The following is a 15,561-nucleotide window of genomic DNA, read 5'->3' as shown; positions in this document are numbered from 1 at the left end:
CCCTTAGTTCGTGGTCAGCGGTGTAGCAACCGTGGCGTTGACGGTCATGCCGGGGCGCACATGTTGTAGCCCCGCCACAATCACCCGCTCGCCCACTTTCAGGCCATCTTTCACTGCATATTGCTGCTCAAACTGCTCGCCGAGGGTCACTGGCCGCACCTCAACCTGATCCTTATCAGTCACCACTAACACAAAGTGGCCCTGCTTATTCTGCTGTAACGCGGCAATGGGTATCGCTATCACTGATTTCGCCGTTTCTGCCGCCAGCGACACATTCACGACCCCACCGGGCAGCAGCAGATGCCGAGGATTGGCAAAACGGGTGCGGATCGTCACAGTGCCGGTCTGCTTATCAATTTGGTTATCGACGGATTCAAAAACACCGCTGTCTGGGTACTGCTTACCATTTGCCAGTTGAATGCGTGGCGTGAAATTGCCAAACGCCAGGGCAGTATTATCAGCGGTGGTTCCCGCAGCGGATAACTGATAGGTCGCCGTGATGTAATCGCGTTCATTGACCGCAATCGCCACACGAATCGGATCAAGCTGGACAATACTGACCAAGGTGCCGCTGGCGGGGTTAATCAGGCTGCCAACATTAAAGCGGCTGTGACCAATTTGACCGCTGATCGGGGCGGTGATTTGGGTGAAACCGAGCTGTAACTGCTGAATTTGTAAGTTGGCCTGCGCCTGTGCCACCGCAGCACGGCTGATATCCCGCTGCGCCTGCGCTTCATCCACTTCCGCCTGACTGACTGAGCGATTATTGCCTAACCGCTGCAAACGGGTGAGATTCACCTGCGCATGGTTGGCACTGGCAGTGGCGCTATCTAACTGCGCCTGCGCCTGAGTGACTGACGCCTGATGCAGCGCGGGATCAATCTCATACAGCAGATCCCCTTGCTTAACCATCTGCCCCTCAGTAAATAACCGGCGGGCAATAAAACCTTCAGTGCGGGTTGTCACATCCACCGCTTGAATGGCTTCCACTCGCCCCAGATATTGCAGTGCCGAATCTGGCGTGGCTGAGGTCACCACCGCCACGGTCACCGCCGGCAGTGGCGCGTCGGCAGCCATCGCGCCGAATGGGCTGAAACTCAGGAGTAGCGCAATAATATAAGGGGTCAGAGGGTGTCGCCGAGCAAATCGGGCTTGCTGCATGTCAGCCATTATCCTGTGACGAATCAATTTCAGTGTGGGCATGGTGGTTTATTCCTTACTCTCGGCAGGATAATGTGTTTGAGTGCGGCTTTAACAAAGCTTAGCGGGATTAATAATATTCTGATGTCACTTTAACGTCTTAGGGTAAAAATTCCTATCACCGCCTGATGAATGATCCCCCTTATCGCGCCGCCCACAGAATAAACAGGTCATACCTCCTTAAGATTAAGTCGGTAATAATATAAGCTTTTTCTAAATTCTCTCTTTTTTGCTGAAAAAATCAGCATCTGAACATTAAATTATTCTAAGCTCAAATTATATGTATGCAGAAATATGCTAGCTTGTATTGCCTCAGAGTCATCGCTTCCTGCTGATTAAAAAAAAGTTTTTATCATATTCACTATCAGCCCGAACTTCGTCAGTGCTAAGGGAATTCACCATGACAGACTCCAAGTGGCCGGAAACACGGACAAAAGGGGATAATGTTTTCTTCGCGAAACAAACTTTACAGGCCATGGCCTTGTTAGTGGGAGCAACCATTATTATTGCTGCGGTGGGCATCATCTATATTGCCTCACAGTTGAATGAACAAGCACAGTCCCAAAGCCGTTTTCTGGTAGAGAAAGCCTGGCAAATGCGCCAGGACGCCATAAAAGTTCGCATCAAAGATAATGCATTTTGGGGGGATGCTTACGAGCATCTGCATACCAAAGTGGACCCCGAGTGGGCCTATGTCAGCCAAAATCTAGGGCCGTCGCTGTATAACGACTTTCGCTATGAAGGCGTATTTGTGGTTGATGGGCAGGGAAAGACCCGCTACTCCGTCATCAAAGGGCAGTTGGCCAGTACCAGTTTGCTAGATTGGCTCGGTCAAGATATTACCCCCATTATTGATGCGGCACGCCAGCGGGCGACACAACAATATATCGCGACAGAAACCATTGAGGTGGCGGGGCAACCGGTGATCGTGGCCGCCGCAGCCTTAACCACCGGCAGTGACCCGCGCGTTAAATCAGTCGCCGGTGCACCTTCTGTTTTAGTTTTTATCGATTTTCTGACCCAAACTGAGCTAAGTGCCTTAGGCGAAGATTATGGTATCCATCAACTGCGCACACCTCGAGACAAAGATGATGCCGCCGCCAACCCGTCAATGCTGCTATCCTCAGATGATAATAGTACGCTGGCGCTGCACTGGAACCAAAATATGCCCGGTGCACAACTGCTCAATATCTTGCTCCCGCTGCTGGCACTGGTTGCACTGATCCTAGGGCTATCCGGCTGGCTGGTACTAAGGCGTGCAATGTCCGAAGCACAGATTGCCGATGAAAATAGAGCCGCCTTGATAGCCAGCGAAGAGCGTTTTCGTCATGTCGCCGAAGCCGCCACTGACTGGTTATGGGAGACCGATGCCAATCTGCGCATCACCTATCTGTCTCAGCGTTTTTTAACCATCACCGGATTAAGTGTGGAGCATTGGCTAGGGCGTAATCTGGATTCGCTGCTCAATTGCGAGATTATTCCGCTCCGCTCCTGGCTGCAACATACCCATCTCACCGAGTCGCGCAATGAGCTGCAATGCACCTATTTCTCTGCCCAAGGCGAGAAACGGATCTGCCGTATTTATGCCAAACCCATTATCAAAAATGGCGAAACCATCGGTTTCCGTGGCACCGCATCGGATATCACCCGAGAAATAGAAGCGCAGGAGCGTATTCAGCACCTCTCTTTGCATGATGCGCTGACAGGTTTACCTAATCGTCTGCGAATGAAAGAGTTTCTGGAAAATAAGCTGCGAAATCTCGCCGCCTCACCGCACCCACTGGTTATTCTCAATGTTGATTTGGATAAATTTAAGCCGGTTAACGACACCTTCGGTCATATTGCTGGCGATAAGGTGCTGCATCAAGTCTCTGAGCGGCTAAGAAGTTGTTTGCGCGATCAAGATTTAGTGGCCCGTCAGGGGGGAGATGAGTTCATTCTGATTATTACCGGCCTCTCCTCAATCAAGGAGATTGAGCAGCTCTGCGCCCGCGTGATTACGCACATCGAAAGCCCTTACGTCATTAATGATCAGGATATTTATATCAGTGCCAGCATCGGCATTGCACTGGCTCCGCAAGACTCTATGCAGGCCGAGGAGCTATTGCGCTTTGCCGATATTGCCATGTATGAAGCCAAAAACAGTGACCTTAACCACTGGAGTTTCTACTCCAGTGAGATGAATGATCGGCTAATGCAGCGCAGTGAACTGGAGCGATTTTTACGCCAAGCCGTCAAACACAACGAATTCAGCCTCTATTACCAGCCGCGTTACCGCATCGAAGGCACGCAACTAACTGGTGCCGAAGCTCTGGTGCGCTGGAATCACCCGGTGCTGGGGCTGCTGATGCCGGATCAATTTATTGCGCTGGCAGAAGAGACCGGGCTTATCACCTCAATCAGCGACTGGACTATGTTGCAGGCGTGTCAGGATGCCTCCACATGGCATCCGTCACTGATTGTTTCGGTCAATATTTCCGCCATTGAATTCCGCAGCCAGCGCCTGATTGAGCGGGTGCGACAAGTGCTACTGCTAACAGGGCTGCCCAGCCATCGGCTGGAGCTGGAGATCACCGAGCGGATCATGATTGAAGATGCCGACGGGGCATTTAAGACCATGACGGCGCTCAAAGCCCTTGGCGTGCGCTTATCGATGGATGATTTTGGCACGGGCTACTCATCACTAAACTATCTGCGCCGCTTCCCGTTTGATGGGCTGAAGATTGATAAAAGCTTTATTGATGAGCTGGCTGAATCACATGAGGGGCAGTCGATTGTCGAGGGCATCATTAATCTTGGTCATGCACTCTCGATGACAGTGACGGCAGAAGGGGTTGAAACCGAGGCGCAACTGGGCTATTTACAGTCGCTGATGTGTGATGAAGTGCAGGGTTACTTATTGGGCAAGCCAATGAGATTGCATGATTTATCGGTGCTTATCCGCAATGCCTATTTCGACTAACTGCCGCACCACCCAACACCGCTCGGTCTCGGGGCAATGACTATCGCCCAGCAACACCACGGGCCGCCACAATCAGTGCTTGCCCCAAGGCTAATCCACCATCACCAGCAGGTAGACGCTGCGGCAGCAAGAGCTGAAAATCGCTCAGCTGCGCGCAAAGTAACTCTCGCAGCAGTTGGTTGTGCAGCACACCGCCAGAAAAGGCAATAGTATCAATGCTAAAACGCTGAGCGGCTTGACGGGCCAGGGCGGCAAAACCCTGCGCCAGTGCAAAGTGGAAAGCATAAGCCCGCTCAGCCGGTGAGGCATCATAGGCCAGCCACTGCTGCCAAAAGGTGGCTAAATCCAGTTGATTATCACGCAACGGTAGAGTGACCGGCGGGGCGGTTTGGGCGCTCTGCCCTGCCAGCGCTTCCAGCAAGCAGGCCGCCTCCCCCTCCCAGCTTATCGACGACGGAACAATATGCAGCGCAGCGGCGACCGCATCAAATAACCGCCCAGTCGAGGAGGCCAACGGCGCATTGATCCCGCGCTCAATAGCGCGCGCCAACATCATCCCCTGCGGCTGCGCAATGGCCGCCGCTTCGGGTAACTGTTGCCAGTGCGGAACAAAGCGCTGCAACTGTGCCAGCAGGTTGCGCCACGGCTGGCGGGAGGCCAGATCACCACCGGGTAGCGCCACCGCTGGCAAGCCGCCCAGATATTCACAGTTGGCATAATCCACTAGCAGGCATTCGCCACCCCACAGCTGCCCCTCAGCACCATAGCCCAGCCCATCCAGCGCCAGACCAATCACCGCCCCGCCCTCTCGCGGCCAGCCATGCTCGGCCAGACAAGCCGCCAGATGCGCATGGTGATGCAGCACCGCCACACAGGGGATCTCCCGCTGTGCGGCCCACTGTTTACCCAATTGGTGACTGACATAAGCGGGGTGGGCATCCACCACCACCGCCTGCGGCGTGAAGTGGTAAATCTGGCAAAACAGCGCCAAAAGCTGCTGCTGTTGCTGCGCGATATCGCTATCCGCCAGATCCCCTAAGTGCTGGCTCAAGACCGCAGTGTGGTTGCGCAGCAGACAAAAGGTGTTTTTCATGTCAGCGCCCAGCGCCAGAATCGCCGGCTGTTGACTAAATCCCGGCGGTAGTTCGCAGCTATCCGGCACATAGCCACGGGCACGGCGTAGCATTTCAGCCCCTTGTGCCGTGAAACGTACCAGTGAGTCATCAGCCCGCTGCACAATTTTCCGGTTGTGTAGCAGCCAGTGATCGGCGATATCACTCAGGGCGCTCAGGGCTTGCTCATTACTGAGCGCCGGAGGCTTGCCACTGCCATTGCCGGAGGTCATCACCAGCGGGCGCGCCACCTGTTGCAGCAACAAATGTTGCAGCGGATTGGCCGCTAGCATGACGCCAATTTCAGCTAATTGCGGCGCGACTGCCGCACAGAGCGGGCTGTCGGGCTGTTTCGCGACCAGGACAATCGGAGCCGCTGGGCTGCGCAATAATCGGAGCAGTGCGTCATTATCAGCGCTCTGCACGCAGCGCGTCAGCCACTCCTCACTCGGCAGCATCACCGCCAGTGGCTTAGAGGGCCGCTGCTTGCGCCGTCTTAAACGGGCCACCGCAGCGGCATTAGTGGCATCCACCGCCAGATGAAAACCGCCCAAGCCTTTGATGGCGACGATCTCGCCCGCCAGCAGGGCTTGCGCGGCCTGCTCTAGCGCACTGAAGCCATGGGCCACGGCTTGCCCATTCGCCCCGCTCAACCATAGTTGCGGGCCACACGCCGCACAGGCATTGGGTTGGGCATGAAAACGGCGATCGGCGGGATGGTCATATTCTGCCTGACAAGCCGCACACAGCGGAAATTCGCCCATAGCCGTGTCTGGGCGATCGTAGGGCATCCGGTGGATGATGGTGAAGCGCGGGCCGCAGTGGGTGCAGTTGATAAAGGGGTAGCGGTAGCGGCGGTCGGCGGGATCGTTCATTTCATGCAGGCAAGCAGCGCAGGTCGCGGCATCTGGCACAATCTGGGTGTCCATCTGCCCCGCCCCACTGTGGTGGATCACAAAATCCAGCGGCGGTTGCCCCCAGTGATAGGGGCTGATGGTGATGCTGTCGATCTGCGCCAATGGCGGGCACTCTTGCGGCAACGCACGCAAAAAGTCGGCCACCGCTGCCGATTGCCACAAGTGAATAGTGACGCCAGCGCTGTCATTACTGACATCACCCCGCAACCCGTAGCGGTGGGCAAGCTGCCAGATATAGGGCCGAAACCCCACCCCCTGCACCTTGCCTTTTACCCGCAGGCAGAGGCCGTTTGTCTCCACATCACACTCCCACTGATAGTTAATTCTCTGCCGCTTAAAGGACTCTGGGATCCCAAAAGTAATTGGAGTCGCAGGTAGGCAGCAAGTAAGCAAATCCCGATGAGCTGACACTAGTCAGTGATTCGGGTGAGCGAACGCAGCTAACACCCCTGCGGCTTCAAGTACGAATGGGATTAACAAATACGCGGTAAAGGTTCATCGAGCGGCAGATCCAATCGCCGCGAGACACCAAACGCACCACATAAGCGCACCTGCTGGCGTTCGGTTACTTGCCCGATCACTGCCGCATCAAGACCTAGCGGATGGCGATGCAGTGCGGCCAATACCGCCGGCTGCGCCTCGGGGGCGACCACCAGCACCAGTTTGCCTTCATTGGCAAAGTTGAGCGCATCCAGCCCCAGCAGCTCGCAGATCCCGCGCACTGCCGATTTTAGCGGCAAATCTGCTTCGTTGATCTCCATGCCGCAACCACTGGCGGCGGCAAATTCGTGCAAAATTGCGGTGACCCCACCGCGAGTTGCATCACGCAGCGCCCTCACCCCCGCAATAGCACGCAGTGGCGCAATCAAGGGGGCCAGTAGCGCGCAATCACTGCTCAGCTCGGCCTCCAGCCCCAATCCTTCCCGCAGGTTGAGGATGGTCGCGCCATGATCACCTAAGGTGCCGCTGACAATGATCCGATCGCCGGCACGGATCATTGCGGTTCCCCACTGGATCTCGGCGGGGATCACGCCGATGCCGGTGGTGTTGATAAAGATCTTATCTGCCGCACCGCGCTGTACCACTTTGGTATCGCCAGTGACGATCTGAATACCCGCCTGCTGGGCGGTAGCGGCCATCGAGTGCACAATGCGCTCAAGGTCAGCCATCGGCAGCCCCTCTTCCAGAATAAAGCCGCAGGAGAGATAGCGCGGGGTTGCGCCACTGACTGCCACATCATTGGCGGTGCCGCACACTGCCAGCTTGCCAATGTCGCCACCGGGGAAGAAAAGCGGATCAATGACGTAGCTGTCGGTCGAGATGGCCAGTCGATCTCCTTGCGCCACCAGATCCGCCAGCGCGATACGCGCCTGATCTTCCCGCTCATTCAGCGCTGGGTTAGAAAATGCCGTCAGAAACAGCGACTCGATCAAGCTCTGCATCGCCCGGCCACCACTGCCGTGAGCCAAGGTAATCTCTTTGTTATTCATTATGTTGTAGCCTGATTATTGATTTTGATAACCAATAGTTATAGTTCGGAGACTAGCGGGGCGACTACACCGATGGGCGCTCCGGCGACTTGCGTCGCTACGATCCATTCGGCACATCTCCCCGCCGGCCAGCTTTGCCATAACTCTGATATCGAAAACTATCGATATTGATAGTAAGCGGAGCAAGCCCCCTCGGAGGAGACCATCAGCGCCCCAAATGCATTTTCTGGCGTACATTCGCCGCCGAACAGCGGGCATTGATCTGGCTTGCAGCGGCCGGTCAACACCTCACCGCAACGGGATCGCGGATCATCGGCGACCCGCTGCTGTTGCGGGTTGAAGCGCAACTCGGCATCGAAAGCCTGATACGCCGGGCTTATCTGGACACCGGAGCCGGCTATCTCGCCCAAGCCGCGCCATTCACTGCTGGCTTTAGCGGTAAAGACCTCCGCCAGCGCCTGTTGCGCCAGTAAGTTGCCACTGTCCGGCACAATGCGGCGATACTGGTTCTCCACCGCGCAGCGCCCGCTGACCTTCTGTTCCAGCAGCATCACCAGCCCTTGCAAGATATCTAGCGGTTCGAAACCCGTGACCACCAGCGGCTTACGAAATTGATCGCAAATAAAGCCGTATGGCGTGGTGCCGATCACCATGCTGACATGGCCGGGAGCCAGAAAGCCGTCGATGCGCACATCTGGTTGTTGCAGCAGGCTGCGCAGAGTGGGAATGATGGTGATGTGCTGACAGAACAGGGTGAAGTTGCTCAGCCCGAGCCGCCTGGCCTGTTGCAGAGTTAAGGCACTGGCGGGCATGGTAGTTTCGAAACCCAGGCCGAAAAACACCACTTCCCGCTCTGGGTTTTGCTGTGCCAGTGTCAGCGCATCCAGCGGCGAGTAGACCACGCGAATATCCGCGCCGCGCCGCTTGGCATCTAGCATTGAGCCATTACGCCCTGGTACGCGCATGGCGTCGCCGTAGGTGCAGAAAATCACCTCCGGATGGGCGGCAATTTCAAGGCAGCTGTCGATACGCCCCATCGGCAACACACACACCGGACAACCCGGCCCATGGACAAACTCCAGCCCGTCCGGCAGCAGTTGATCGAGGCCAAACTTGAAGATCGCATGGGTATGACCGCCGCACACCTCCATGATCTGCAATGGCAAGCACTGTTGATCCGGCAGTTGCGGCAGTAAGTGTTCGATCCGGGCCAGTAAGGCGCTCACCAAGGCGGGATCGCGGAACTCATCAACGTAGCGCATCACCAGCCCCACTTGCTATATCGTCCAGATCCAATCCAACCGCCTGCATATGGGCCAGCGCGGCCAGTGTCTGCCGGGCCTCCTCCTCATCAAGCAAGCTCATGGCGAAGCCGACATGCACCAATACCCATTGGCCGAGTAGGGCCGCTGGTGATTCATCACACACTAGCGCGATATTGATCTCACGTTTTACGCCGCTCACCTCGACCCAAGCCAGCTGGTGGATATCCTCACCGACAGCCACAATTTTACCGGGTACGCCTAAGCACATCGCTGCGCCTCCAGCCACTCCAGCCACAGATCCATCCCCTCGCCGCTACTGGCGGACAGGGCAATCACCTGAATGCCCGGATTCACCTGGCGGGCATAGGCGATGCACTGCTCAATATCGAAATCCAGATAGGGCAGCAGATCGATTTTATTGATAATCATCAAGCTGGATGCGGCAAACATATGGGGGTATTTCAACGGCTTATCTTCGCCTTCGGTCACTGAGAGCACCGCCACTTTATGGCGCTCCCCCAGATCAAAGCTGGCGGGGCAAACCAAATTGCCGACATTTTCAATAAATAGCAGGCTGTCATTGCTCAGATCCAAGCGGTGCGCGGCATCATGCACCATCTGCGCATCCAGATGGCAGCCTTTGCCGGTATTGACCTGAATCGCCGGCACCCCCGTGGCACGAATGCGCTCGGCATCGTGGGTGGTTTGCTGATCGCCTTCAATCACCGCGCAAGGCACCAGCCCTGCCAGCCGTCGCAGAGTAGTGGTCAACAAGGTCGTTTTGCCGGAACCGGGGCTGGAGACCAGATTCAGCGCCAGAATATGTTGCTCAACAAAATGCTCACGGTTATGGCTGGCTAACTGGTTATTTTTACTCAGCACATCTTGCTCGATTTGCAGCAAACGGCGCTGCCCCATCCCCGGCGCATGGCTACCGGCCTCACCTTGCCCGTAATGCAGCCCTTGTTGATCGGCATGTAGCTGCGGGGTAAAAGGCTCCACGGCGGGCGCATCAGTGTCGTCGGGTTCAGAGAAAGTCAGCGACTCAGGGGCTTTGTCATGCTCAGCGCCTTTACCATGATAGTGGTGATGGACATCGCCTTGATGGTAGTAATAGTGGTGATGGACAATGACTGGCTGTGTGCCTTTGGCGACATATTTGTGTTTATGCTTATGCTGAATGTTTGCCGCATTGGTATCACTGTCGTGCTGGTCATGATGGTGGTGGCCATCATCATGGTCGTGATGGTCATGATGGTGGTGGCCGTCATGATGGTCGTGATGGTCGTGATGGTCGTGATGGTGACTGTCGTCGCCCTCGATTTTTCTCTCGCCGCTGGCGCAACCACAAGTGGTACACATAGGAACTCACTCCTTCAGAATTATTCCACTTCTATCTGTTTCACCTGCAAATTGCCGCCACTCTCTACTTGCAGAGCATGGCTGCCGCAATGCGGGCACCCGGCATCATGCCGTTCAATCTCTACGCTGGCGCTACACTCCCAACACCAAGCCATTGCCGGCAAGTAGCTGAGATGCAGTTGGCAATCGGCGGCCAGTGTCTGGCGGCTAGCGACATCAAAACTGAATCGCAGGGCGCTCTCTTCAATGCAAGAGAGCGCCCCAATCTCTAGCCATACTGCGGTTATCCGTTTGGCACCGTGGCGCTGCGCCTGCTGTTCAATCAGCTCTAGCGTGCTGAGGCATAAGCTGATTTCATGCATGCTGATTCTTTATTTGGCTAACTTTATTAAACAAAGCGCGCCGCCGTGGATTGGCAGGGCCGTCGGCATCTACCACCGGCAGTGAGAGCGCCATGCGCGCACTTTGCTCTGCCAGTTGCAGCGCCCGCTCCGCGCTGAGGGTAGTATCCAGTGGCGACATCAGCGAGCGACTCAGGTATTGGCCACAGCCCGCCACTTCGCTGACGGTAAAACCGATGGTGCCACAAGGCAGCGCTAGCATCAGTCGCTCACCCACAGTGCGGCGCTGCCAGCTCTGACTCGGCCCCGGTAACACCACTAAACTCAGCATCCACGGTGTCAATAGCGCGCCAATCCACTGCTGCTCAAATAGCTGAAATCCACAGGCCCGCAGTGGGATGTGGTCGCGGTAAAACGGCAAACCGCGCATCGACTCAGCCGCTATCTGACCAAAGCGACTCTCCAGCAACGCCGCCGGATGGTGTTGATGGCCGGTAATCACATCAGACATGACTCTCTTCCCGTCGGTTGAGGGTGACGCCGCTGGCCCGCAGCGCCGCCAGGATCTGTTCCAGTGCCGGTTCCATTGCTTGCGTCACGGTGGAGGTCAGGCCGATCCCCGGCGCCAGTGACTCTGGCACCACGCCCACCAGTGTCAGTTGGCGCGGGAACTCATCAGTCAGTTGTAGCGCCATCAGCACATCACATAGCCCCAGTTGATGGGGCGACACTTTGCGGCTAAACATGGCGGGGATCTCTTTATCACGCAGCACCGCGACACTGCCCGGCGGCTGACCAGTTAGCACCGCATCGGCCACAATCAGATGCTCGCGATTCGCCATCGCCTCCATTAGCTCCAGACCAGCCGTGCCGCCATCCAGCACTTCGACACCCGCAGGAATGGCAAAGCGCTGCTCCAGTGCTTCCACCAGACGCACTCCCACCGCTTCATCACTCAGTAGCAAATTACCTATACCTAATACCAAAATCCCCATCACAGCACCTTGACTTTGGTCACTTCGTTGCCCGTTGTATCAACAATATGTACAGCACAAGACATGCACGGGTCGAATGAGTGAATGGTTCGCACCACCTCTAGCGGCTTGGCAGGATCAGCAATCGGCGTGCCCACCAGCGCTTGCTCGTATGGCCCCGGTTCGTCGTTATAGTTACGTGGCCCGGCATTCCAGGTGGAGGGCACCACCGCCTGATAGTTGGCGATTTTGCCATCCTTAATCACCACCCAGTGCGACAACATGCCGCGCGGTGCCTCTTCAAATCCGACACCACGTATTTCCCCTGTCAATGGGATATCCGGCTTGATAAAGGTTTCCACATCACCGGTGCCAATATTGGTGACCAGTGCCGTCCACTGCTGCGCCAGCGTTTCATGCAGCACGCAGCAATGCACCGCACGACCAATAATGCGGCCCAGTGTTGAAGGTAACTGTTCGGCAGTGATCCCCTGCCCGCTGAGCTGTTGATAGGCCGCGCCGATATCGTTGAAGTGCTGCTTGGTTGGCCCATGGCCTGCCGCCATGCCACACATCAGCCACGCCAGTGGCCCCACTTCCACGGTTTTGCCGTAGAAGGTCGGCGCTTTGACCCACGAATATTTGCCATCTTCCTGCCAGCCGGTGTAGTTCGGGTTGGTTTTACCCTCCCATGGCGCGAGCGGTTCGTCGTCCTGATACCAGGCGTGTTTGCCGCTCTCGGCGATACCTTTGATCAGATAGGGATCGTTGTGATTGGCTATCGGGCGGAAGCGGCCATTTTCCAGATAGCCCCCCGGCAGCAGGAAGGTTTCGCCTTTGCGATCTGTCGGTAGCTCCGGCACGCTGAGGTAGTTATCCGCCCCTTTGCCCAGATGGAGCCAGCCCGGATAGTGAGCGGCGATCACCGCCGTATCCACTTTGTAAACTTGCTCGATAAAGCTGCCCAGACGATCGATGAAGGATTTCACCAGCATCAGGCGCTCCAGATTGAGCACGCTCGGCATATCCAGATTGATCGGGTTAGCCACGCCACCTACCGCAAGATTCTGAATATGCGGGGTTTTACCGCCCAAAACTGCCACGATGCGGTTAGCATCGCGCTGACACTCCAGTGCTTGCAGGTAGTGCGCCACCGCAATCAAATTCACCTCTGGCGGCAGCGCCATTGCCGGATGGCCCCAATAGCCGTTGGCAAAAATACCCAACTGCCCGCTGGCGACCAGATCTTTGATTTTCTGCTGCACGCGGGTGAACTCTTCAGCGCTGTTCAATGGCCAACTGGATAGGCCGCTCAACATGGCGGCCGCCTTTTGTGGCGAGGCTTGCAGCGCAGAGGTGACATCCACCCAATCCAGCGCCGACAGTTGATAGAAGTGCACGATATGGTCATGAATGCTATGGGCTGCGAGGATCAGATTGCGGATATGCTGCGCGTTAACCGGCACCTCCATCCCCAGCGCGTTCTCCACCGCACGTACCGAGGCGATGGCATGAATGGTGGTACAGACGCCGCAAATGCGCTGCACAATCATCCAGGCATCGCGCGGATCGTTGCCCTGTAAAATCTCCTCCATGCCGCGCCACATGGTGCCGGAGGACCAGGCCTTGATCACCTTGCCATCCTCAATTTCGCAGTCGATCCGTAGGTGTCCCTCAATGCGGGTAACGGGATCAATGGTGATGCGTTGGCTCATGCTTTACCTCTGTTTGATTACTCTTATGTAACTGTCCGTGAGCGGGAAGCACCGGCAACAGCCGAATCAATAAAATGTAGGCGCAGACCTCAATGGCGACGAAGCCGATTGAGACCAGAATTTCACTGGTGGTGGGGAAGTAGTTGTAGCCACCGCCGGGGTTGAAGGCCAGCAGCGAGTAGTTGAGCCGCCACAGTGCCGCGCCGCCAATCATGCAGAGCGCGCCGATAAAGAGTAAGCGGCTATCCTCTCTGGCCCGCCGAATACGGAAGATCAGCAGCGGCAGGGTCATCAGCACGATTTCCGCCCAAAAGGCGATGGCGTAGCGGTCAAAATGCCACAGATAATCGGTCTTATGGCGCACGATGACTTCACCGAGGCGCAGCAGCACAAACAGCAGCAGGAACAGATCAATGATGGTGGTTAAGCGGGTGAACAGTGGCGCTTCATTGGCCCCTCGCCCGCGCAATCCCGCCTGTACTAAGGATCCTTCGAAAATAACAATCGAGAAGCCCAGAATGGCGGCCGTCAGCAGGGAGAATAGCGGCAGCATTTCATAGCTTTGCCACAGGGGATGGATCTTGGCACCCGCAGCAATCATCAGTGACCCCATGGAGGATTGATGCATGGTGGGCAGCAGCGCACCGAGGGCGATAACAAAGAACATCACTTTGTTTAGCCGCTTCAGCGAGACTTTCCAGCCGAGACGTTCGAATAGGGCGGGGGCAAACTCCAGCGCCATCACGCCGATATAAATCGTCATACAGACGGCGGTTTCGAACAGCACTGAATTGACGTTGAAATAGCCGGGAATGAAGAAGTACGGCAGGTTCCAGTAGCGGCCCACGTCAATGGTGATCGACAAACCGCCGAGCGCATAGCCAAACAGGCTCGCGAGCAGTGCCGGGCGTACCAGCGGGTGATACTCACCACGGTTAAACACGTAAACCGCCCACGCCAGCGCCCAGCCGCCACAGGCAAGTCCTGTGCCGACCAGTAAGTCGAAGGCTATCCAGATCCCCCATGGGAAGCCGCCATTCAAATCACTGACAGACCCCAGCCCAAGCACCAAGCGCTTGACTATCAGCAGCGCGCAGAGCACCACAAAGGGCGCTAACAGCATCACTGGCCAGCTGACCAGCCGCCCACCCAGTGGGCTGGATTTATGCATCGTCATCGCGACTTTCCTTTTTGTTCTGCGTCTGCGGCTTACCCTGGCTCTGTGGCGGCTCCTGACTATCATCTTCTTTGCGCTCATCGCGGGTATTGCGATGCACCAGTGCCGTGACACCCGCCAGAACCGCCAGCGGTAGGATCATGCCTTTGTACAGCGTATGCTGGACATGCTCAGAGCGCGCGCCAGTCGCCAGTTCTGCCAGTGGCGGCAAATCGAGCTTCTCGGCCGGGACCCCCGCCAGCACCAAGACCTGTGTGCCGCCGCCCTCTTTTTCACCATAAACGTGCGGTTCATAGTGGGCGACCGGGTGCTCGTAGGTGTCATTGGCACTGAGTGTCTGACGCGGGAAGCGGTAGTTTTCACCCGGTTTCAGGGTCAGCCGCCGTTGCGCCTCAGACAGCAACTCCTCACGGGTGCCAAATATCACCGCACCGGTTGGGCACACCTCGACACAGCCGGGTAGCCCACCTTTGTCCAGCCGCTCTACCCCTTTCTGATTGCATAATTCACATTTGTGGATCTGGCCAAAGGGGTTGTCATAATCATATTTCGGCACATTGAATGGGCAGCCGACCATGCAATAGCGGCAGCCAGTACAAACATTGGGGTCATAGTGGACAATGCCGGTTTTGGCATCTTTGCGCAGTGCGCTCACCGGACAGACAGAAACACAGTTGGGATCAACGCAGTGCATACACTGCTTTTTGATATAGGCGTAGCCATCTTCTAGCTGATCTTTATGAATCCCCGCGCCGCTGGTCCACACCTGAATAATATTGTTGGTGTAGGGGCTAAGTTTGTCGTTGTTTGACCAGATGGCCTCACCACTGGCATAGGTTTCGCCATGTTCGGCAAACTCGCTATGGTTGATCTGCTGGCATTTACTCACACACGCCTGACAACCGACACATAACGTGGAGTCATATAACATGCTCAACGCACCGGGGATCGGTGGCCGATTTTGTACCTCAGCTCGCGCACTGGGCGAAAGCCCTGCTAGCAGCACACCGCCAGAGGCTAATTTGAAAAAGTGACGTCGGTTCACG

The 15,561-nt window shown here is 56.3% G+C and carries 13 protein-coding genes; 1 reads left to right on the top strand and 12 read right to left on the bottom strand.

What is annotated here, in order from left to right; all coding sequences use genetic code 11:
* Window positions 1-3: 3 nt before the first annotated feature.
* Complete coding sequence (locus tag FFE93_RS03410; RefSeq protein WP_054873014.1) at window positions 4-1,203, bottom strand: efflux RND transporter periplasmic adaptor subunit; 1,200 nt, start codon at window positions 1,201-1,203, stop codon at window positions 4-6.
* 397 nt (window positions 1,204-1,600) lie between these two features.
* On the opposite strand from FFE93_RS03410, the gene FFE93_RS03400 reads away from it, so the two are divergent.
* Window positions 1,601-4,162 carry an EAL domain-containing protein gene (locus FFE93_RS03400; RefSeq protein WP_049601940.1) on the top strand — a complete coding sequence of 854 codons (2,562 nt, stop codon included), beginning with the start codon at window positions 1,601-1,603 and terminating at the stop codon, window positions 4,160-4,162.
* A 40-nt stretch (window positions 4,163-4,202) separates the two neighbouring features.
* On the opposite strand, the gene hypF is transcribed toward FFE93_RS03400, so the two are convergent.
* From hypF to hybA, 11 genes are all read right to left on the bottom strand, one after another.
* Window positions 4,203-6,491 carry a carbamoyltransferase HypF gene (hypF, locus tag FFE93_RS03395; RefSeq protein WP_138774769.1) on the bottom strand — a complete coding sequence of 763 codons (2,289 nt, stop codon included), beginning with the start codon at window positions 6,489-6,491 and terminating at the stop codon, window positions 4,203-4,205.
* A gap of 173 nt (window positions 6,492-6,664) precedes the next feature.
* Window positions 6,665-7,681, bottom strand: coding sequence for a hydrogenase expression/formation protein HypE (gene hypE / locus FFE93_RS03390; RefSeq protein WP_049601946.1), 1,017 nt, complete (start codon window positions 7,679-7,681; stop codon window positions 6,665-6,667).
* Between the two features lie 158 nt (window positions 7,682-7,839).
* Complete coding sequence (gene hypD, locus FFE93_RS03385; protein WP_138774768.1) at window positions 7,840-8,943, bottom strand: hydrogenase formation protein HypD; 1,104 nt, start codon at window positions 8,941-8,943, stop codon at window positions 7,840-7,842.
* Window positions 8,930-9,214, bottom strand: a complete 285-nt coding sequence (gene hybG / locus FFE93_RS03380; protein WP_057648759.1) for a hydrogenase maturation factor HybG — start codon at window positions 9,212-9,214, stop codon at window positions 8,930-8,932. Before hybG ends, hypD begins: the two co-directional genes overlap by 14 nt.
* Entirely contained in the window at window positions 9,205-10,308 is a 1,104-nt protein-coding gene (hypB, locus tag FFE93_RS03375; protein WP_138774767.1) for a hydrogenase nickel incorporation protein HypB, read from the bottom strand. The genes hybG and hypB overlap by 10 nt, the downstream gene beginning before the upstream one ends.
* A gap of 20 nt (window positions 10,309-10,328) precedes the next feature.
* Entirely contained in the window at window positions 10,329-10,670 is a 342-nt protein-coding gene (gene hypA / locus FFE93_RS03370; RefSeq protein ID WP_057648758.1) for a hydrogenase maturation nickel metallochaperone HypA, read from the bottom strand.
* Window positions 10,663-11,160 carry a hydrogenase-2 assembly chaperone gene (hybE, locus tag FFE93_RS03365; RefSeq protein WP_032898102.1) on the bottom strand — a complete coding sequence of 166 codons (498 nt, stop codon included), beginning with the start codon at window positions 11,158-11,160 and terminating at the stop codon, window positions 10,663-10,665. The genes hypA and hybE overlap by 8 nt, the downstream gene beginning before the upstream one ends.
* A complete protein-coding gene (locus tag FFE93_RS03360) occupies window positions 11,153-11,644 on the bottom strand; it encodes a HyaD/HybD family hydrogenase maturation endopeptidase (protein WP_032898101.1) in 492 nt (163 codons plus the stop codon). The genes hybE and FFE93_RS03360 overlap by 8 nt, the downstream gene beginning before the upstream one ends.
* Window positions 11,644-13,338: a hydrogenase 2 large subunit gene (hybC, locus tag FFE93_RS03355; protein ID WP_049601956.1), complete on the bottom strand. Its 1,695-nt coding sequence runs from the start codon at window positions 13,336-13,338 to the stop codon at window positions 11,644-11,646. The genes FFE93_RS03360 and hybC overlap by 1 nt, the downstream gene beginning before the upstream one ends.
* Window positions 13,316-14,515 carry a Ni/Fe-hydrogenase cytochrome b subunit gene (gene hybB / locus FFE93_RS03350; protein WP_054873018.1) on the bottom strand — a complete coding sequence of 400 codons (1,200 nt, stop codon included), beginning with the start codon at window positions 14,513-14,515 and terminating at the stop codon, window positions 13,316-13,318. Before hybB ends, hybC begins: the two co-directional genes overlap by 23 nt.
* Complete coding sequence (gene hybA / locus FFE93_RS03345; RefSeq protein WP_032898096.1) at window positions 14,502-15,560, bottom strand: hydrogenase 2 operon protein HybA; 1,059 nt, start codon at window positions 15,558-15,560, stop codon at window positions 14,502-14,504. Before hybA ends, hybB begins: the two co-directional genes overlap by 14 nt.
* Window position 15,561 lies beyond the last annotated feature (1 nt).

The sequence above is a fragment of the Yersinia sp. KBS0713 genome, assembly GCF_005937895.2.
In the GTDB taxonomy this organism is placed as follows: Bacteria; Pseudomonadota; Gammaproteobacteria; order Enterobacterales; family Enterobacteriaceae; genus Yersinia; species Yersinia bercovieri.
Note: the sequence above shows the minus strand (reverse complement) of the source record. Positions and strands in the feature narration are given on the sequence as shown.